At 46.1% G+C, this 19,980-nt stretch carries 13 protein-coding genes and 2 tRNA genes; 12 read left to right on the top strand and 3 right to left on the bottom strand.

All coding sequences use genetic code 11. The features are described from left to right. Positions 1 to 11: 11 nt before the first annotated feature. Both serB and mfd read right to left on the bottom strand, forming a co-directional pair. Entirely contained in the window at positions 12 to 902 is an 891-nt protein-coding gene (serB, locus tag FD974_RS04535) for a phosphoserine phosphatase SerB (protein WP_215366278.1), read from the bottom strand. 8 nt (positions 903 to 910) lie between these two features. After that, positions 911 to 4,453 carry a transcription-repair coupling factor gene (gene mfd / locus FD974_RS04540; protein WP_215366279.1) on the bottom strand — a complete coding sequence of 1,181 codons (3,543 nt, stop codon included), beginning with the start codon at positions 4,451 to 4,453 and terminating at the stop codon, positions 911 to 913. Positions 4,454 to 4,476: 23 nt separating this feature from the next. On the opposite strand from mfd, the gene ispD reads away from it, so the two are divergent. The 9 genes from ispD to FD974_RS04585 all read left to right on the top strand — a co-directional run bounded on the left by ispD (position 4,477) and on the right by FD974_RS04585 (position 13,758). Further along, positions 4,477 to 5,229, top strand: a complete 753-nt coding sequence (gene ispD, locus FD974_RS04545; RefSeq protein ID WP_215366282.1) for a 2-C-methyl-D-erythritol 4-phosphate cytidylyltransferase — start codon at positions 4,477 to 4,479, stop codon at positions 5,227 to 5,229. Between the two features lie 15 nt (positions 5,230 to 5,244). Next, positions 5,245 to 5,748, top strand: a complete 504-nt coding sequence (gene ispF, locus FD974_RS04550) for a 2-C-methyl-D-erythritol 2,4-cyclodiphosphate synthase (RefSeq protein ID WP_215366285.1) — start codon at positions 5,245 to 5,247, stop codon at positions 5,746 to 5,748. 82 nt (positions 5,749 to 5,830) lie between these two features. Further along, positions 5,831 to 5,917 (top strand) — tRNA-Leu (locus FD974_RS04555). 57 nt (positions 5,918 to 5,974) lie between these two features. Then, positions 5,975 to 7,312 carry a trigger factor gene (gene tig, locus FD974_RS04560; RefSeq protein WP_215366288.1) on the top strand — a complete coding sequence of 446 codons (1,338 nt, stop codon included), beginning with the start codon at positions 5,975 to 5,977 and terminating at the stop codon, positions 7,310 to 7,312. Positions 7,313 to 7,345: 33 nt separating this feature from the next. Then, complete coding sequence (gene clpP, locus FD974_RS04565; protein ID WP_215366291.1) at positions 7,346 to 7,975, top strand: ATP-dependent Clp endopeptidase proteolytic subunit ClpP; 630 nt, start codon at positions 7,346 to 7,348, stop codon at positions 7,973 to 7,975. Positions 7,976 to 7,998: 23 nt separating this feature from the next. After that, positions 7,999 to 9,363 carry an ATP-dependent Clp protease ATP-binding subunit ClpX gene (clpX, locus tag FD974_RS04570; protein WP_215366294.1) on the top strand — a complete coding sequence of 455 codons (1,365 nt, stop codon included), beginning with the start codon at positions 7,999 to 8,001 and terminating at the stop codon, positions 9,361 to 9,363. 178 nt (positions 9,364 to 9,541) lie between these two features. Next, positions 9,542 to 11,974, top strand: coding sequence for an endopeptidase La (lon, locus tag FD974_RS04575; RefSeq protein ID WP_215366298.1), 2,433 nt, complete (start codon positions 9,542 to 9,544; stop codon positions 11,972 to 11,974). Between the two features lie 126 nt (positions 11,975 to 12,100). Further along, positions 12,101 to 12,176 (top strand) — tRNA-Val (locus tag FD974_RS04580). Between the two features lie 118 nt (positions 12,177 to 12,294). Continuing rightward, positions 12,295 to 13,758 carry a peptidylprolyl isomerase gene (locus FD974_RS04585; protein ID WP_215366301.1) on the top strand — a complete coding sequence of 488 codons (1,464 nt, stop codon included), beginning with the start codon at positions 12,295 to 12,297 and terminating at the stop codon, positions 13,756 to 13,758. Between the two features lie 5 nt (positions 13,759 to 13,763). On the opposite strand, the gene FD974_RS04590 is transcribed toward FD974_RS04585, so the two are convergent. After that, the gene (locus FD974_RS04590; protein ID WP_371817130.1) at positions 13,764 to 14,348 is read right to left on the bottom strand and encodes an arylesterase; all 585 of its coding nucleotides are present in this window, start codon (positions 14,346 to 14,348) and stop codon (positions 13,764 to 13,766) included. Positions 14,349 to 14,438: 90 nt separating this feature from the next. Between FD974_RS04590 and FD974_RS04595 the strand changes: the two genes are divergently transcribed. The 3 genes from FD974_RS04595 to FD974_RS04605 are packed head-to-tail and all read left to right on the top strand — an operon-like array spanning position 14,439 to position 19,962. Further along, on the top strand, positions 14,439 to 15,119 hold the full coding sequence (locus FD974_RS04595) for an ABC transporter ATP-binding protein (protein ID WP_215366305.1): 681 nt from the start codon (positions 14,439 to 14,441) through the stop codon (positions 15,117 to 15,119). Positions 15,120 to 15,140: 21 nt separating this feature from the next. Continuing rightward, on the top strand, positions 15,141 to 19,181 hold the full coding sequence (gene purL, locus FD974_RS04600; RefSeq protein WP_215366308.1) for a phosphoribosylformylglycinamidine synthase: 4,041 nt from the start codon (positions 15,141 to 15,143) through the stop codon (positions 19,179 to 19,181). 4 nt (positions 19,182 to 19,185) lie between these two features. Beyond that, positions 19,186 to 19,962 carry a spermidine synthase gene (locus FD974_RS04605; protein ID WP_251374669.1) on the top strand — a complete coding sequence of 259 codons (777 nt, stop codon included), beginning with the start codon at positions 19,186 to 19,188 and terminating at the stop codon, positions 19,960 to 19,962. The last annotated feature ends 18 nt before the right edge of the window (positions 19,963 to 19,980 follow it).

A 19,980-nucleotide genomic window follows, 5' to 3' on the forward strand; every position in this document is an offset into this window, starting at 1 on the left:
CTGATCGCTGATTAGTCGATGAGCAGTAAAGCAGCATCTAAGCCGACTCGGTCAAAAGCCGCGTCGGCTTTTTCTTTGACGATAGGCTTAGCTCGGTAGGCAATGCTAATGCCTGAGCCATGCATCATTGGCAGATCATTAGAGCCATCACCCATGGTGATAGAGTGTTTTTTCAAGCAACCCATCTTGATGCAAGCTTGTTCGAGATAGGCCGCTTTAGCTGTGCCATCAACAATATCGCCTAATACTTTGCCGGTCAGTTTGCCATCAATGATTTCTAAGGTATTGGCTTGAGTTTGCTTAAAACCTAACTCTAGGCGCAGCTTCTCGGTAAAAAAAGTAAAGCCACCAGATACCAATAGGGTGTAGAGCCCAAGATCATTTGCATTTGCAAGCAATTCTTTTGCGCCCGGATTGGGGCGTAAACGCTCTTGATACACTGACTCTAGAACCTCTGCAGAGATACCCTCTAGTAGGGCCACTCGTCTACGCAAGCTTTCTTTAAAGTCTTTAATCTCACCACGCATAGTAGCTTCAGTAATCTCAGATACTGCCGCTTTTTTGCCAGTGAAGTCTGCGATTTCATCAATGCATTCAATATTGATTAGGGTGGAGTCCATATCCATTGCCAATACTTTGATATCTTGAGGTTTAAACCCCTCAGATAGAAACGCCAAATCAGCCTGGTAATGAGTGGCGATCTCACGCATCGCGATGCGTGCTTCTGGCATCAATACTTTATTACATGACCAACGTTGTGAAAAGTAGGGTTGATGCGCTGTATTGCTTTGGGTGCAACTTATCTGAAGACCTAAAATTTTCGCATGATGCTCTAGCCCAGACTGCAGGGCAGGATTGATCGGTTCATGCGACAAAGCTACGAGAGTAAGGGGTGTAGTCATATAAATAATTAACTTGCCTGAGCTGTTGTGAGCATAGCGGATTCATTAAGGCTACGAAGTATTTTTCGAATATGGTCTAGGCGCTGCTCTAATTTTTCAAAATCCCGTTCTTTGAGGGGGAGAACTTTAAGCTTATCTTGACCATTGAGTTGAATATGTTTTGATGACTGAATTAACTGAATAATCTTCATTGGATCAATCGGCGGATTGGGTATAAATTGGATTTGAATTGAAGCAGGCGTAGCATCGATTTTCTTGATACCAAAACCAGTCATTTCAAGGCGCAAGCGATGGGTCTCATAAAAAGATTTTGCTTGATCTGGCAAGTCACCAAAGCGGTCAACCAATTCTTCGCGCAATCCCATGAGCTCTGAAAAATCATCAGTGCCTGCAAAACGCTTATACAAGGATAAGCGCTCATGAACATCGGGACAGTAGTCATTGGGTAATAGGGCGGGAACACCTAAATTAACATCAGTGGTAGCTTGCAGTGGGGACAATAAGTCTGGCTCTTTTCCGCTTCGCAAAGATTTAACTGCGCGATTGAGCATCTCGGTATACAGCTGAAAGCCAATCTCATGAATCTCACCGGATTGTTTATCACCCAGAACTTCACCAGCACCACGAATTTCCAAATCATGCATAGCCAAATAAAATCCAGAACCTAATTCTTCCATGGCTTGAATGGCATTGAGTCGTAACTGCGCTTGTTTGCTGAGGGCTTCTGGATCAGGAACCAGAAGATAGGCATAGGCTTGATGGTGTGAGCGACCCACGCGACCACGCAATTGATGTAATTGTGCCAAGCCAAATTTATCTGCACGATGCATGATGATGGTATTGGCGCTAGGTACGTCAATACCTGTTTCAATGATGGTCGTGCACAACAATATATTGGTTCTTTGCGTCACAAATTCCCGCATGACAGATTCGAGTTCCCGTTCATGCATTTGTCCATGGGCCACGCTTATGCGCGCTTCCGGAATCAGTTCTTGTAATGCGTGCTTACGGTTCTGAATGGTCTCCACTTCGTTATGCAGGAAATAGACTTGACCACCACGTTTGATTTCTCGTAACACCGCTTCCCGAATAACGCCATCGCCTTCACGACGCACAAAAGTCTTAATGGCTAAACGCTTTTGTGGGGCAGTAGCAATAATCGAAAATTCTCGAAGCCCTTCCATAGCCATGCCTAAGGTTCTCGGAATGGGGGTAGCTGTTAAGGTCAGAATATCGACTTCAGCCCGCAATGCCTTCAAAGCGTCCTTTTGACGCACGCCAAAGCGGTGTTCTTCATCCACAATCACCAATCCCAAATTGGCAAACTGAGTTTCTTTGGAGAGCAGCTTATGGGTGCCGATGATGATGTCAGCCTCGCCTTTAGCAATGGCTTCCAATGCCGTATTAATCTCTTTGGTGGTTTTAAAGCGTGAGAGCTCAACGATACGCACTGGCCAGTCTGCAAAACGGTCTTTCCAAGTTGCGACATGTTGTTCAGCCAGAAGGGTTGTTGGCGCTAGAATAGCGACTTGTTTGCCGCCCATGACCGCTACAAAGCTAGCGCGTAATGCAACTTCTGTTTTGCCAAAACCTACATCACCGCAAACCAAACGATCCATAGGTGTGCCGCTGGTCATGTCTCCAATGACTGCAGCAATGGCATTGGCCTGGTCCGGTGTTTCCTCAAATCCAAAACTCTCAGCAAAGGCGGCATAGTCATGTGCTGAGAATTCAAAAGCATGGCCTTTACGAATTGCGCGTGCCGCATATAGACTTAATAACTCTGCTGCAGTATCCCGAATCTGCTGTGCTGCTTTACGCTTAGCTTTATCCCATTGACCAGAACCCAATTGATGAAGTGGCGCTGAATCAGGATCAGAGCCGGCATAGCGTGTAACCATTTGCAATTGCTGAACAGGCACATACAAGGTAGCCTCATTGGCATAGACCAAGTGTAAAAATTCTTCAAAGATGGGCTCTTCTTTTGGCGGCGCTAAATTCAGTAGTACCAACCCCTGATATCTGCCAATGCCATGATCTGAATGAACGACTGGATCTCCAATCTTCAGCTCAGATAAATCCTTGAACAGCATGTCCGGATCAGCACTTTCGCTATCCTTACCCTTACGGCGCTGACGAGCAGTGGTAGTAAATAATTCAGCTTCTGTAACAACAATCAGATTTTCAGCTGGCCAAGTAAAGCCGTTAAATAATTGGGCCGTCACTAAACCAAAGAGTGAGCCACTCTTCATAAAGTCAGCTATTCCATCAAATCCTTCTGGCTTTAATGGGTAGAGTGGTTTGCCATTTTGGCCTGCAACCGCGTTACTCTCTTCGAATAGCTGCCGTATGGATTCTTTACGACCAGCACTATCGCTGCAAATTAATATTCGCACTTTCTCTTGCGACACCAGTGCACGTAAACGATTGATGGGATCTGCATCACGACGATGAACTGCCAGATCGGGCACGGCTAAAAATTGCGGGGTATCTTTAGTTTCTTTTTCAAGAACTAAACGCGCATTGGGCTTAGCAGCGCTAAAGAATTGATCAACATCCAGAAACAACTCGCTAGGCGGAAGAATGGGTCGATCAAGATCGTGCTTTAAAAATTCATATCTAGAAAGTGTGTCCTTCCAGAAGCTTTTAATGGCTTCCTCTAGATTGCCTGTGCCAACAATCCAAACGGGATCACCAGAACGTGGGAAGTAATCGAATACGCTGCAGGTCTCTTCAAAAAAGAGCGGTAAGTAAGATTCAATTCCGGCACTCGGGATTCCCAGGTTGGCATCTTTATAAATAGAGCAACGGGTTGGATCGCCTTCAAATACTTCGCGCCAACGACCCCGAAAGGCAGTGCGCGATGCATCATCAAAGGGAAATTCATGGCCAGGCAATAAACGCACTTCCTTAACTGGATACAAACTTCTTTGTGTATCTGGGTCAAAGGCGCGAATTTGCTCTATCTCATCGCCAAAAAGATCTAAGCGATAGGGCAGGCTTGATCCCATGGGGAATAAGTCAATTAAGCCACCACGAATGCTGTACTCACCTGGACGCATGACAGCACTTACAGGGTCGTACCCAGCCTGTTGCAGTTGCAGTTTTAATGCCGCTTCATTGAGTTTGTCGCCTTGACGGAAGAAAAAGGTATGTCCCGATAAGAATGCAGGCGGACCTAACTTTTGGAGCGCAGTTGTGACTGGCACCAACACAATGTCACAGCTGCCATTTAGTAATTCATATAAGGTGGCAAGTCGCTCAGAGACCAAATCTTGATGTGGTGAGAAATGGTCATAGGGCAAAATTTCCCAGTCAGGCAAAAGACGAGTCTTCAGTTGTGGGGCAAACGCTGGAATTTCTTCCAATAGACGTTGGGCTTCTTGGGCTTGTGCGCAAAAAACGACCATCACAGAAAACTCAGATCGATAGCGAAGGGCAGATTGGGCAATGAGGGCAGCATCTGCTGAGCCAACCAGCCCCGAAAAGGTAAAGCGCTGCCCAGCCCGGGGTGCGGGTATGGGGGGTACCAGTTTTAATGCGTCTGACATCTAGGCTCATTATAGAATCAGGTATGCCTTCCGCAAATTCATCAACCCAAGCCCAATGCCATGCCTTGCTACCTACCGCTGGGACAGGCTCTCGTCTTGGGGGAGCTTTGCCAAAGCAGTTTCAGGAATTAGCAGGCAAGCCAATGCTTTCTTACGCCATCGATGCATTTATCAAGACACCACAAATTGCCTCTATTTGGGTTGGTGTGAGCCCTGGATTTATCAATAACCCCATTCTGGGAGGGTTGTCTAATACTGCTAAACCCCTGCATTGCTTACCCACTGGCGGCCCAACTCGCCAAGAAACAGTACGCAATACCTTGGCAGCAATGCTTGAGGCGGGCATTCCAGAAACAGATTGGGTGTTGGTGCACGATGCAGCCCGTCCTGGAATTACTCCCGAGCTGATTCAAAAGCTCATTGGCGTAGTGAGCGAGTGTGGTGAGGGTGGTTTGCTGGCAATGCCGGTTGCAGACACCTTAAAGTTATCCGATGGCACCTTGGTTATCGCCGGCAATCCAATTCGCGCTCAAAAGACGGTTGCGAGAGACCATCTCTGGCAGGCTCAGACCCCACAAATGTTTTGCTTAAAAACATTGCATGACGCTATTGAAGACGGTATTCGACAGGAAGCCGATATTACTGATGAGGCCAGTGCCATGGAACTTGCTGGGATAAAGCCAATATTAGTAGAAGGGGCGACTCGTAATTTCAAAGTAACCCATCCGGCCGATTGGTCTTTAATGCAAGTGATATTGCAATCTTCGCAAAAATAAGGATACAGTCTTCACATGACCCAAAGTGCATCTCATATTCCGCAATTTCGAATTGGCCAAGGCTATGATGTGCACGCTTTAGTGGTAGATCGAAAGTTAATTCTCGGTGGAGTTCATGTTCCCAGCGAGAAGGGGCTTTTGGGCCACTCAGATGCGGATGCACTCTTGCATGCCATAACCGATGCTTTGCTTGGTGCGGCAGGGCTTAATGACATTGGCCAGCTTTTTCCAGATACCGACCCCCAGTTTAAGGATATGGATAGCCGTATTTTGCTGAGAAGTGCTTTACAAAAGATTCAAGCTGCAGGCTTTCAGGTGGGAAATGTCGATGCCACCATCATCTGTCAGAAGCCTAAATTAGCAACTTTTCTTCCTGAGATGGTGCGCAATATTGCGGCAGATTTGGCTGTTACCCCAAGCCATGTCAACCTCAAGGCCAAAACAAATGAATCCCTAGGCCATTTAGGGCGGGGTGAGGGCATTGCCGTTCATGCGGTAGCTTTGCTCTACAAGGCCTAAAAGATCCTCCAAAACCACTAAGCATTGTAGAATTACGGTCTTTAGAGTGAAGTTCTAGCTCGGTAGCGTTTGCGGAATTCGCGCGAGGATGGCGAAATTGGTAGACGCACCAGGTTTAGGTCCTGACGCCAGAAATGGTGTGGGGGTTCGAGTCCCCCTCCTCGCACCACAAGATTGCTACTTGGCTTGGGCTTCACATATTCTGATTTTCAATTAAGAGACGAGAATGGCTGTGCAGATAGAAAATTTAGGTCAGTTAGACCGCAAAGTGACCTTAGAGTTCGCTCGTGCCGATTTGGCTAAGGCAAGAGAAGCCCAATTGGCTAAATTAGGCAAGACCATGAAAGCCCCCGGCTTCCGTCCAGGAAAAGTGCCCAAGAGCATGGTTGAAAAACAGTATGGAATGCAAGTCGATTTTGAGTTGCAGTTCGATAAAGCTTCTGAACTCTTTTTTGATTTAGCGAAAAAAGAAAATATTCTTTTAGCTGGTCAGCCTCGCTTAGATCCTAAGAGCGAATTGGATGCAGACAAGATTGTGTTTGACGCCTTTTTTGAAGTTCTGCCTGAAGTAAAAATTGGCGATTTCAGCAAAGCTGAAGTGACTAAATACACCACCGATATTTCTGATGCAGAGATTGATCGTGCTCTCGATGTATTGCGTAAGCAGCAAGTGCATTACCACCCACGTGGTGAAGCAGGTCCTCATGGTGATGGCGGCGCAAATACTGCAGCTCAAGCTGGTGACCAAGTTGTTATCGACTTTGTAGGCAAGATCGATGGCGTTGAGTTTGCTGGTGGCAAGGCTGAGAACTTTGAATATGTTCTCGGTGAAGGTCGTATGCTCCCAGAATTTGAGGCAGCTACTTTAGGACTCAAAGCAGGTGAGAGCAAAACTTTCCCATTAAGCTTCCCAGCTGACTATCACGGTAAAGATGTTGCTGGTAAAACAGCCGAATTTACGATCACCGTGAAGTCTGTGAACTGGCCGCACCTTCCTGCAGTTGATGATGCGTTTGCATTGTCATTAGGAGTTACCGAAGGTGGTGTCGCCAAGATGCGCGAAGAAGTAAAAGAGAATTTAGAGCGTGAAACCAAGCGCCGCACTACCTCTTTATTAAAAGGTGAGGTAATGGACAAGCTCAACAGCCTATGCGAATTAGATGCACCCAAAACGTTGGTTGCGCAAGAGCAGGAGCGTTTGGTTGAGTCTGCGCGTCAAGACCTCATGCAACGTGGTGTCCCGAATGCGAAAGATGCGCCGATTCCTGCGGATATCTTTGCAGAGCAAGCGCTTAAGCGTGTTCGCCTCGGCCTGATCCTCAGTGATTTAGTCAAGCAACAAAATTTAGCTGCAACTGCAGACCAAATCAAAGCTGAGATTGATGAGCAAGCCGCTACTTATGAAGATCCTAAAGAAGTAGTCCGTTGGTTCTATAGCAATCCAAGTCGTCTTAAAGATATCGAGAACTTGGTTCTTGAAGATAACGTGATCAAGTACTTCACCTCCCAGGCTAAAGTAATTGATAAAGCGGTTACCTTCGAAGAGCTCAGCAAACTTAATTAAGATTCAGTATTTACTACATAAAGGTCTGATCCCATGAGCCAGAATGATTTCCAGTCTGAGAATTTAGAACCCAAAGGTTTGGGTTTAGTTCCTATGGTGATTGAAACCTCTGGTCGAGGTGAGAGGGCGTATGACATTTACTCTCGCCTACTCAGAGAACGCGTTGTTTTCTTAGTTGGCGAAGTAAATGATCAAACTGCTAACTTGGTCATTGCCCAGCTATTATTTCTTGAGAGCGAGAATCCAGACAAAGAAATCTCTCTGTATATCAACTCTCCCGGTGGATCCGTATCTGCTGGCCTAGCGATCTATGACACCATGCAATTTATCAAGCCACACGTAAGTACCTTGTGTATGGGTATGGCTGCCAGTATGGGTGCGTTCTTGTTGTGTGCTGGCGAGAAAGGTAAGCGTTATGCATTGCCAAATTCACGCGTGATGATTCACCAGCCTTTAGGTGGTGCGCGTGGTCAGGCATCGGATATTGAAATCCAAGCTCGTGAAATTCTCTACTTACGCGAACGCTTAAATAAGATCTTGGCCGATCGTACTGGTCAATCTATTGAGACCATCGCCAAAGATACTGACCGTGATAACTTCATGTCTGCCGAGCAGGCGATGGAGTACGGTTTAATCGATAAAGTGATTGATAAGCGTCCTTAATACACTCACCAAGAATATTTATTTTGAGCGATACAACTACTACTAATAGCCCAGAAAAAATTCTGTATTGCTCTTTCTGTGGAAAAAGTCAGCATGAAGTTAAAAAGCTGATTGCGGGTCCTTCCGTTTTTATCTGTGATGAGTGCATTGATTTATGTACTGACATCATTCAAGAAGAATTAGCCAAGCTTCCTAAAGAAGACGGCGATGACTCCTTACCAACACCTCATCAAATTCGCGAGAATTTAGATCAGTATGTGATTGGTCAGGATCACGCGAAGAAGACTTTAGCAGTTGCGGTTTACAACCATTACAAGCGCTTACAGTATTTACCTAAGCCTAAAAAAGAGAAGCTCGATAAAGACGGTAAACCTGTTGAGGCGAGTGCAGATAAAAAAGAGTCTAAAGTTCCTGCCAAGGCAATGGTTGATGGTGTGGAGTTGGCAAAGAGCAATATTTTGCTGATTGGACCAACAGGTTCAGGCAAAACATTATTGGCTCAAACATTGGCGCGAATGCTCGATGTGCCATTTGTCATGGCGGATGCCACCACATTGACCGAAGCAGGTTATGTTGGTGAAGACGTTGAAAACATTATTCAAAAACTTTTGCAAGCTTGTGATTACAACGTAGAAAAAGCACAGCGCGGCATTGTCTATATTGATGAAATTGATAAGATCTCGCGTAAGTCTGACAACCCATCTATTACTCGTGACGTATCCGGCGAGGGTGTTCAGCAAGCGCTGTTAAAGCTGGTTGAAGGCACTATGGCTTCTGTGCCTCCTCAGGGTGGCCGTAAGCACCCAAATCAAGATTTCTTGCAAGTCGACACGACCAATATCTTATTTATCTGCGGTGGTGCTTTTGATGGCCTTGAAAAGGTGATTCAACAGCGTACTGCTAAAACAGGCATCGGTTTTAATGCAGCTGTGCCTGGAAAAGATGATCGGGGTGTGAGTGATCTGTTAATTGAGGTCGAGCCTGAAGATTTAATTAAATTTGGCTTAATTCCAGAATTAATCGGTCGTTTGCCAGTTGTGGCGACTTTGGCGCAACTAGACGAAACCGCATTAATTCAAATTCTGACTGAACCTAAGAACGCCTTGGTTAAGCAATATCAAGCCTTGCTGACCATGGAAGGTTCTGAGTTAGAGGTTCGCCCAGCAGCCTTATCTGCCATCGCTAAAAAGGCGATTGCTCGCAAAACGGGTGCGCGGGGCCTAAGATCTATTCTTGAGGGTTCCCTTATGGATGTGATGTACGACCTCCCATCCCTTAAAAATGTGCAAAAAGTCGTTATCGACGAAAGCACTATTGCCGAGGGGGGTAAACCCATCTTGGTCTACAAACAAGGCGACGAATCTGCAGAAATCAGCAAAAAAGCCTAATTTTTAGCTTTTTTTGCTGTTTTCACAGGGTTTTTGCTCTTTTTTGACACTTTAACCCCTTGTTTTTCACTTCGGGGCACCCATATAGGTAGTATCCTATTCATGAAATATGTCTGTATCTAGTGGTACGACATTTTTAATGAATTTTACGGAATGACTATTTTGGAGGAATTGCCCCATGCCTGGCCACTTATTATTACCCTCTGAACCCATTCAACTGCCTTTGCTCCCTTTACGGGATGTGGTGGTGTTTCCGCATATGGTGATCCCATTATTTGTCGGTCGCCCTAAATCGATTAAAGCCCTTGAGGCTGCCATGGAAACTGGCAAAAATGTCCTGCTAGTAGCTCAAAAAACAGCTGCTAAGGATGAGCCTGCCGTCGAGGATCTCTATGAGGTCGGATGTATAGCCAATATTCTCCAGATGCTTAAATTGCCAGATGGCACAGTGAAAGTATTGGTAGAGGGTGTGCAGCGAGCTGAAGTGAGTCAAGTCGAAGATAGTCAGGGATTTTTCTCCTGCGAAGCGACCCCTACACCAATGAGTTCTTTGGATGCTCATGAGACTGAAGCATTGCGTCGCGCCATCATGGCGCAATTTGATCAGTACGTAAAACTCAATAAGAAAGTGCCACAAGAGATTCTGTCTTCCTTGGGTGGCATTGATGATCCGAGTCGATTGGCCGATACGATTTGCGCGCATCTCCCAGTGAAGCTTGAGCAGAAACAGCGCTTGCTAGAGATGACAGACGTCGTGCAGCGTTTAGAAAGTCTCTTGGCTGATCTCGAAAGCGAGATTGATATCCTGCAAGTCGAAAAACGTATCCGTGGGCGTGTGAAGCGTCAAATGGAAAAGAGTCAGCGTGAGTATTACCTCAATGAACAAGTAAAAGCGATTCAAAAAGAATTGGGTGAGGGCGAAGAGGGTGCAGATCTCGAGGAACTTGAGAAGCGCATCAAGGCTGCCCGTATGCCTAAAGAGGCTTTGAAAAAAGCGGAGTCTGAGTTGAAAAAACTCAAGCTGATGTCACCAATGTCTGCCGAAGCTACAGTGATCCGCAACTTCATCGATACTTTAGTTAATCTTCCTTGGAAGAAAAAAACCAAAATCAATAATGATCTTGCGAATGCAGAAAAAGTATTAGATGAGGATCACTATGGTTTGGATAAGGTTAAAGAGCGTATCTTGGAGTACCTCGCAGTTCAACAACGCGTTGACCGTGTCAAAGCACCAATTCTGTGTTTAGTTGGCCCCCCTGGGGTTGGTAAGACTTCCCTAGGTCAATCGATTGCGCGTGCTACCAATCGTAAGTTTGTCCGTATGGCTTTAGGTGGCGTTCGTGATGAGTCTGAGATTCGTGGGCATCGTCGTACCTATATCGGTTCGATGCCTGGCAAGATTTTGACCAGCCTGACTAAAGTGGGCGTGCGCAATCCACTATTCCTCTTGGACGAAGTGGATAAGATGGGTATGGATTTCCGCGGCGATCCTGCCAGTGCTTTGCTAGAGGTTTTAGATCCAGAGCAAAACCACACATTCCAAGATCACTATGTCGAGGTTGACTTTGATTTATCTGATGTTATGTTTGTGGCGACATCTAATTCCTTGAATATCCCTGGTCCATTACTGGATCGCTTAGAGATTATTCGTCTTGCGGGCTACACCGAAGATGAAAAAACCAGTATTGCGACGAATTATTTAATCCCTAAACAGATTAAAAATAATGGCCTCAAGAAAGATGAACTCAAGATAGAGGAAAGTGCTGTTCGCAGCATGATTCGTTACTACACTCGTGAAGCGGGTGTGCGTTCTCTTGAGCGTGAGATTAGCAAGATCTGCCGTAAGGTGGTCAAACTCTTACTACTCAAGAAAGAAGCTGCACCAGTAACCGTGAATGCTGACAACCTTGAGAAGTTCCTCTCCGTCAAAATGTACGACTTCGGTTTAGCTGCTAAAGAAAACCAAGTTGGCCAGGTGACTGGTTTGGCTTGGACAGAGGTTGGCGGAGATCTGCTCACCATCGAAGCAGCGGTAATGCCAGGTAAGGGTGTCATCACTCGTACAGGTTCTATTGGCGATGTCATGAAAGAGTCGGTGGAAGCGGCTAAAACAGTTGTGCGCTCAAGAGCGAGGACTCTGGGCATTGCTGATGAGGCTTTTGAGAAGAAGGATATTCATATTCACTTCCCAGATGGCGCCACACCGAAAGACGGTCCCTCAGCAGGCATTGCGATTACGACTGCATTGGTGTCTGTCTTTACAGGCATTCCGATTCGATCTGATGTTGCAATGACTGGTGAAATTACTTTGCGTGGTGAGGTATTGCCAATTGGCGGCCTCAAAGAGAAGCTATTGGCTGCGCATCGGGGTGGCATCAAGTTGGCCTTGATTCCGGAAGAGAATGTAAAGGATTTGATTGATATTCCGGATAATGTGAAGAATGCGATTGAAATTGTTCCGGTTCGTTGGATTGATAAGGTCTTAGATCTTGCGTTAGAGCGCAAACCAGAGGCTTTGCCAGACCCAACCCCAGAAGAGTTGGCTAAAAAGGCTGCCGAGGCTAGCAAGGCTACTGAAAAACTGTCTTCAGGAGAGGCTCTAAAGCACTGATAGCACTAGATATTGCTTGAAAAGAAAGGGATTTTTCATTTGATTTGAGTCATTTTTCTGCTCGAATCCGATGAAGAATTCCTTCTGACCTTCACTCTAGGTTACAATCTCGTCTGTATTAATTTGGGGCGCTTAGCTCAGATGGTAGAGCGTCTGCCTTACACGCAGAATGTCGGCGGTTCGATCCCGTCAGCGCCCACCAGTTTCCCAAATACCTCTTAAAGTATTGCTGGTTTTTTCCCCAGCTTCTGGCTCTCTGGCCACCCAAGGCCTTCGCCCAGTACACTATCAGTATCAACTCATTTCTTGGTAATTAACTCATGTTTGATTCTGTACGTAAGCACCGTAAAATTTTGCAGTTTGCACTCTTGCTGTTCATTGTTCCTTCCTTCGCTTTATTTGGAATTTCAAGCTATTCCGAATTCATGGACAAGGAGACTGATTTAGTCAAAGTAAACGGCAACCCCATTACCTTGCAAGAGGTGGATATGGCGGCTAAACGTCAGGCTGAGCGTGTTGGCGGAAATGCTCAAATCGCACAAAGCCTACCATTTCGCCAGGCGATCTTAAATGAGTTACTGCAACAGCGCATCTTAGGTTTTGCGGTCAATGATCTGCGTTTACAAGTAAGCAAAAAAGAATTGGTCAGCAGCCTGCAGAAGATCCCTCAAATTCGTGCCCTGTATCGCGAAGACGGTACCTTTGATGATGCGCGCTTTAAGCAACTGCTAGGAAATAATGGCATGAATGAAGAGCAGTTTTATGCGGGCCAAAGTTTTGAACTCAAGATTGCACAGCTGGTGAATTCTGTTGCAAGGACTGAGTTAGCCAACCCTAAATTGGCCGGAATTGTTTCTTCACTATACGAAACCGAGAGACAAGTTCAAGCCTTGCAATTTAATGCTAAGGATTATTCATCTAAGGTAAATCCAAGTGCTGATGAGCTCAAGGCTTTTTATGAAGCCAATGCTAAATTGTTTGAGCAGCCAGAATACCTGGATGTGGAATACATTGTTCTAAAGGCCGATCCCAAAGAAGATCCTAAAGTTTTTAGCGAGAAAGCCGATTTGTTTGCCAATATGACTTATGACCAGTCGGATAGTCTGAAGCCAGCAGCTGATAAATTGAAGTTAAGCATTCAAACGCAAAAGGGAGTCACTCGTAGCGGTGCCACTGGCGTTTCAAAAGACCATCCCTTAGCCAATCCTAAAGTGGTGCAAGCACTCTATGGTGATGAGGCACGAAATAACAAACGCAATATCGAAGCGGTTCAAATCTCACCAGGCGTTTTTGTTTCTGCCCGCGTAGTGACATTACATCCCGCTCAAGTTTTACCGTTTGCGCAGGTTTCATCTGAAGTCAAACGTCAAGTGATTCAACGCGCGGCTGAAAAGTTGGCCATCGAAGCAGCTAATGAGAAATTAGCCTCCCTGGAGAAGGACCCAAAGAATGCCAGCGGGTTTGCGAGTCCAGTTTGGATTTCTCGTAATAAGCCAGGCAATCTGCTTGGCCCATCGCTCGATCAGGTAATGACTGTCAGTCCAGACAAATTGCCTGCACTTGTCTCGGTTTCTAATCCAGGTGTAGGTATGACCATTTACCGAATTGATCAAGTGCGCCAACCAAGTAATTCAGATCCGAAGATTCTTAAAGCCCAGGCAGGGCAGATACAAGCACTTGCTGCGCAATCAGAATTTGCAGGGTTTATGAGTTACTGGCGCAATAGTGCTGATGTAAAAGTCATCAATCCATTAAAGGCACCAAGCAACAGTTCGGGAAGCTAAAAAATTTACTGTAATAGCTTTTGATATGGGGCCATTACGCCCCATACGTTTTTAAAAAGAATGGTTTGCGCATCTACGTTAGGATGAATGCGATCCGCCTGAAATAAATCAGATCTAGTCGCAACGCCTTCCAGGAAAAATGGAATTAACTCAACCCTTTCTTGTTTGGCTAGGGAAGAGTAGAGCGCTTTAAACTGGCCTGTATAAGTTTGTCCATAATTGGGTGGAATTTGCATGCCAAAGAGCAGTACCTTTGCGCCTGCTTTTTTGCTCATGGTGATCATTTTTCGCAAGTTGGATTCTGTTTCGGCTATTGGTAAGCCACGTAATGCATCATTGGCGCCAAGTTCAATCATGACGATGCTTGGTTTCTTGGCATCTAAAAGCGCCGGTAGACGAGATAGGCCACCCGAACTTGTTTCTCCACTGATGCTGGCATTAAAAACACTAGCCGGGCTGCCATCCTTCTTTAATTGGGCTTCTAATAGACCAACCCAGCCCGTTCCTCGTGGGAGCCCATACTCTGCAGAAAGGCTATCACCCAGCACCAGAATGAGCGGTTTGGTTTGCGACCAAGTGGGAACGCTCATAAACAGGCAAAATATGCCTGTTAACAGCATTAATGTCCTTTTGATATTGAAAGGCTGATCTCGCATTAATTGATCTTAAAAAGATTCCACATGAATACACCAATAGAAGCCATCGTCGCCCACCATCTTGCTAAGGGAGTAAAGACTGTCGACGGGGATTTAAGTATTTTGCACGATATTGACTTTGTTATTCGGCAGGGTGAAAGTGTTGCGATTGTAGGAACATCGGGCTCGGGTAAAAGTACTTTACTAAGCTTGCTGGCTGGCTTAGATTTGCCTTCTAGTGGTCACGTCCAAATCATGGGTCAAAATCTATCCACTATGGATGAGGACGGTCGTGCCCAGTTAAGAGGGCAATTTGTGGGTTTTGTGTTTCAGTCCTTTCAGCTGCTCCCCCAATTAAATGCCTTGGAAAATGTCATGCTGCCACTCGAGCTTTCTGGGATGGATCTTGCTACAGCGAAAGCTAAGGCTGCAATTTGGCTGGAGAAGGTCGGCCTTGGACATCGCCTCAATCACTTTCCTAAAACGCTTTCAGGGGGTGAGCAGCAGCGGGTTGCTTTAGCCAGAGCGTTTGTGAATCAACCGGCTATTTTGTTTGCGGATGAACCGACCGGAAGCCTAGATGAAGCCAGTGGAAATCGGGTGATTGAGCTCCTTTTTGAGTTAAACGCGGAAAATTCTTCCACTTTGGTCTTGGTAACCCATGATCCCGCCTTGGCTTCCAGGTGTAGCCGTCAATTAACCCTACAGGGTGGTCGCCTGGTTTAAGCAAAACCTTATAATCTGAGGATGTCTTCATTCTGTTGCTTGCCCGGGGCAAATGCCCTTTCAGCCTTCCGCCAACAGCGACTTTTAGCCTCGCTTGCCGCCCAAGGAATTCAACTTGAGTCTATTCAGGCTCAGTATCTCCATTTCATTTGGTCTGAGTCCGAACTGAGCGCCAAAAGTAGGGAGGTTCTAGAGAGTTTGCTGACCTATGGTCAGCCTTTTGAGTTGCAAGAAGAAGCTAAGTCCTGGTTTGGTAAGGGTGCTTCTAAGCAAACGGCAATCACTATCCCGCGTTTTGGCACAGTTTCTCCGTGGGCTAGTAAAGCAACAGATATTGCACGTCAATGTGGCTTAGATATTTTTCGCATCGAGCGCGGTGTTCAATATGCGTGGCAAAGTAAAAAATCTCTCAGTGCACAAGAGGAGCAATTGGTATTGGCAGCGCTTCATGATCGGATGACTGAAGCTGTGATTTCTGATGTTAATGAAGCCAGCGCCTTGTATCAATCCCTACCTGATCAACCATTTGTGCGCATCCCAGTTCTCACCGAGGGGAGAGCTGCCTTAGATAGAGCAAACCAAGAGTTAGGGTTGGCGCTATCTGAAGATGAAGTGCTTTATCTCGTTGAGAATTTTATTCGTCTTGAGCGTAATCCGAGCGATGTTGAGCTCATTATGTTTGCGCAGGCAAATAGCGAACATTGCCGCCATAAGATTTTCAATTCAAGCTGGACGATTGATGGTGATGATCAAGAGAAATCCCTATTTGCGATGATTCGCAATACGCATCAGCTTCAACCTGAAGGAACTATCGTAGCTTACTCCGATAACTCAGCAGTAATGGTCGGAGCTGAGTCAGAAACTTGGTCGCCAAAAGGTCAAGAACATCGATATGAAAAAGACACGCGTCTAGTCCATACCTTAATGAAGGTTGAGACACACAATCACCCAACAGCAATCGCACCATTCCCTGGTGCCTCTACCGGTGCTGGTGGCGAGATTCGTGATGAGGGCGCTACCGGTATTGGTGGCAGACCCAAAGCGGGTTTAACGGGATTCTCTGTTTCGAATCTGAACATTCCCGGTACAGATTTGCCGTGGGAGTCAGAGAAATATGGCAAGCCAGATCGCATTGCGACACCCTTACAAATCATGATTGAGGGACCACTTGGTGGCGCTGCATTTAATAATGAATTTGGTCGCCCCATATTGGGTGGCTACTTCCGCGTATTTGAGCAAACCTTAGAAGGTGTGCGTCGTGGATATCACAAGCCCATCATGATTGCGGGTGGCATCGGTAACATTGATTCAATCCATACAGCAAAAAAGCAAATTAAAGCGGGTCACTTGTTTATTCAATTGGGTGGTCCTGGTATGCGTATTGGTATGGGTGGGGCAACCGGCAGTTCAGTTGCAACTGGGACTAACACTGCAGATTTAGATTTCGACTCCGTTCAGCGGGGTAATCCTGAGATGGAACGCCGTGCACAAGAGGTCATTAACTCTTGCATTGCTATGGGCCAGAATAATCCGATTGTTTCTATTCATGATGTGGGTGCTGGTGGTATTTCTAATGCATTTCCAGAGCTAGCAGATGGTGCTGGCTTAGGTGCACAATTTCAATTACGCAAAGTTCCACTTGAAGAGAGTGGTATGAGTCCTGCTGAGATTTGGTGCAATGAATCTCAAGAGCGCTATGTTCTGGCAATTGAAGCTAAAGACCTAGAGCTCTTTAAGTCAATTTGTGAGCGCGAGCGCTGCCCTTTTGCTGTGGTTGGTGAGGCAACTGCCGAGCGTCAACTTCAGTTAAGCGATAGCAAAGAAGTTGCCGGTACCGATGCAGCCATGCCGATCGATATGCCAATGGAAGTCTTGCTTGGCAAGCCGCCACGGATGCATCGCGATGTCACGCGTGTTCTGCAAGAGTTTGATGAGTTAAATGTCACTGATGCTGATCTTGCCCAATGTGTTGCATGGGTTCTTCAGCAGCCAACTGTGGCCAGTAAATCTTTCTTGATTACGATTGGCGATCGAACTGTTGGTGGTTTAAATGCCCGTGACCCATTTGTAGGTCCCTGGCAAGTTCCCGTAGCCGATTGTGCAGTCACATTGATGGATTACAAGGGCTATCGCGGTGAAGTAATGACGATGGGTGAGCGCACGCCATTAGCCGTGATTGATGCTCCTGCTGCAGCCAAAATGGCTGTTGGTGAAGCTATTACCAATTTATTGGCTGCAGATATTGCCCGCCTAGAAGATGTGAAACTATCTGCTAATTGGATGGCTGCTTGCGGTTCACCCGGTGAGGATGCCAAGCTGTATGACTCAGTTCAAGCGATTGGTATAGATTTATGTCCAGCACTAGGTATTTCTATTCCAGTTGGAAAAGACTCGCTTTCTATGGCAACTTCATGGCAAGAGGGTGATCAATCCAAGAAAGTGATTTCTCCAGTCTCACTCATTATTTCAGCCTTTGCTGCAGTTCAGGATGTTCGTAAAACTACAACACCTTTGCTAAAACTCAAAGATGAGTCTGGAGCTGCTCTAGAAACTGAATTGATTTTGATTGATTTGGGTCGTGGCAAGAACCGCATGGCTGGAAGTATTCTGGCTCAGGTTCTCAATCAATCTGGTAAGTCAGCTCCTAATGTAGATCATCCTGAAGATCTGAAGGCGCTTGCAAATGCAATTATTGAATTGCGTAAGGCAGATCAATTGTTGGCATATCACGATCGTTCTGATGGCGGTCTATTTGCCTGTATTGCCGAGATGGCTTTTGCCTCTCATTGTGGTGTTTCCATTAACGTCGACATGATTGCCGTTGATGTTGGTCAAGAGGCTGACTGGGGTGATGCTAAGAACTGGGCACAGCAAGTTTCTGGTCGTCGTCATGATCAAACCATGCGCGCTTTATTTAGTGAAGAGCTTGGTGCCGTAATTCAAATTCGCAAGTCTGATCGTGATGCGGTATTTGCTGTTTTGCGTAAATTGAACTTAAGCGCCTACAGTCATGTGATTGCCAAACCAAACACCAATGGCCGTATTGAAATTTGGCGTGACGCTAAGAACATCTTTGCAGAGCCACGTGAAGTGCTCCAGAAGATGTGGACAAATACCAGCTATCAGATTGCTCGCTTACGCGATAACCCAGATTGTGCTGATAGTGAGTTTGCTCTCCTCGACAACATTGCCGATACTGGAATGTCACCTAAGCTGACATTTGATCTTGCGGACGATATTGCAGCGCCATTTATTAATAAGAATGCTAGACCTAGAGTTGCCATATTGCGTGAGCAGGGCGTGAATTCTCATGTTGAGATGGCTTACGCCATGAACTGGGCTGGATTTGATGCCTATGATGTTCATATGTCTGACTTGCTTTCCGGTAAATCCAAGTTAGATGATTTTCGTGGGCTGGTTGCCTGCGGCGGTTTTAGTTATGGCGACGTACTGGGCGCAGGCGAGGGCTGGGCGAAAACGATTCTCTTTAATAGCCAATTGCGCGACCAGTTCTCTACATTCTTTGATCGTCAAGACAGTTTTGCCTTAGGCGTCTGCAATGGTTGCCAAATGATGAGCAATCTTGCTGGTAGCTCAGGCATTATTCCTGGTGCCGAAAACTGGCCTAAATTTACTCGTAACCAGTCTGAGCAATACGAGGCGCGCTTAGTCATGGCTGAGGTGATGTCTTCACCTTCAATCTTTACCCAGGGCATGGCCGGAAGTCATTTGCCAATTGCGATTGCCCATGGTGAAGGCTTTGCCAACTTTAGCCAACAAGGAAATCTAGAAGCTATTGAGCAGCAGGGTTTAGCAGCGATGCGTTTTGTTGATCACCAAGGCAATCCTACTCAAACTTATCCAATGAACCCCAACGGCTCGCCAGGTGGATTGACGGGCGTAACGACACCCGATGGACGGTTTACAGTCATGATGCCGCATCCTGAGCGTGTATTTAGAGCCGTACAGATGAGTTGGTGTCCACCGGAATGGTTGGATAACCCTGACGGCGCTAGCCCTTGGATGCGCTTATTCCGCAATGCTAGGGTCTGGGCAAAGTAATTTAATGTCAGATTCATCTATGGCGATGGAGCCCGTCACGTTTTCTGAGAGTGGTGGGGTTCGATACCTCCATTTCGGTACCGAGTTAATTCAAGGTGCCATGCGTATTCGTGATCCAGATGAAATCTATCTGGAATACAACCAGCAAATGATGGCTTGGCTACTGTTTTTAGAAACTAAACCTGGCATGCGGGTAGCGCAACTCGGTCTTGGAACTGGTGCTTTGACTAAATTTACCCATCGTTACTGTCCGGCAGTAAAGAACACGGTCGTTGAACTCAACCCTGCAGTAATTGTTTCAGCGCGGAGTATGTTTATGACACCAGGTGATGATCGCAGGCTAGAAACGCTCCAGACAGATGCCAAGGAATTCGTGCAAAGCCCCAAGTATCAAGATTACTTTGATGCAGTTCAAGTAGATCTTTATGATGCGATTTGCGATGGTCCCTCAGCAAGCTCTTTGGATTTTTATAAGGGTTGTTATGACATCCTCAAATCCCCAGGCGTCTTAACAGTGAATCTGTTTTCACGTCATAAGAGTTTTGATGTCAACCTCAATAACATCTGCGAAGCCTTTGATAATCGCGTGTTGTTATTTCCGGAATCTCATGATTGCAATGTCGTAGCGATTGCTTTCAAAGGTCCGCAATTAGATGTGGAGTGGAAAGAGGTCTCTAAGCGCGCCAAGCTAATCATGGAAAAGACTGGCCTTCCGACCAATACCTGGGCAGCAGGTTTAAATCGAGAGAATGCCCATCAAGAAAATAAACTCTCAATTTGAGCAAATAATCCATAAGCA

Origin of the sequence: Polynucleobacter sp. es-EL-1 (assembly GCF_018687975.1) — a bacterium.
Classification (GTDB): Bacteria; Pseudomonadota; Gammaproteobacteria; order Burkholderiales; family Burkholderiaceae; genus Polynucleobacter.

Bases quoted from the DNA above. Each gene is read 5' to 3' on its own strand.
- FD974_RS04595 (WP_215366305.1), top strand. From the start codon at position 14,439: ATGAATACACCAATAGAAGCCATCGTCGCCCACCATCTTGCTAAGGGA.
- clpP (WP_215366291.1), top strand. From the start codon at position 7,346: ATGAGCCAGAATGATTTCCAGTCTGAGAATTTAGAACCCAAAGGTTTG.
- FD974_RS04585 (WP_215366301.1), top strand. From the start codon at position 12,295: ATGTTTGATTCTGTACGTAAGCACCGTAAAATTTTGCAGTTTGCACTC.
- ispF (WP_215366285.1), top strand. From the start codon at position 5,245: ATGACCCAAAGTGCATCTCATATTCCGCAATTTCGAATTGGCCAAGGC.
- lon (WP_215366298.1), top strand. From the start codon at position 9,542: ATGCCTGGCCACTTATTATTACCCTCTGAACCCATTCAACTGCCTTTG.
- serB (WP_215366278.1), bottom strand. From the start codon at position 902: ATGACTACACCCCTTACTCTCGTAGCTTTGTCGCATGAACCGATCAAT.
- ispD (WP_215366282.1), top strand. From the start codon at position 4,477: ATGCCTTCCGCAAATTCATCAACCCAAGCCCAATGCCATGCCTTGCTA.
- purL (WP_215366308.1), top strand. From the start codon at position 15,141: ATGTCTTCATTCTGTTGCTTGCCCGGGGCAAATGCCCTTTCAGCCTTC.
- FD974_RS04605 (WP_251374669.1), top strand. From the start codon at position 19,186: ATGTCAGATTCATCTATGGCGATGGAGCCCGTCACGTTTTCTGAGAGT.
- mfd (WP_215366279.1), bottom strand. From the start codon at position 4,453: ATGTCAGACGCATTAAAACTGGTACCCCCCATACCCGCACCCCGGGCT.
- FD974_RS04590 (WP_371817130.1), bottom strand. From the start codon at position 14,348: ATGAGCGTTCCCACTTGGTCGCAAACCAAACCGCTCATTCTGGTGCTG.
- tig (WP_215366288.1), top strand. From the start codon at position 5,975: ATGGCTGTGCAGATAGAAAATTTAGGTCAGTTAGACCGCAAAGTGACC.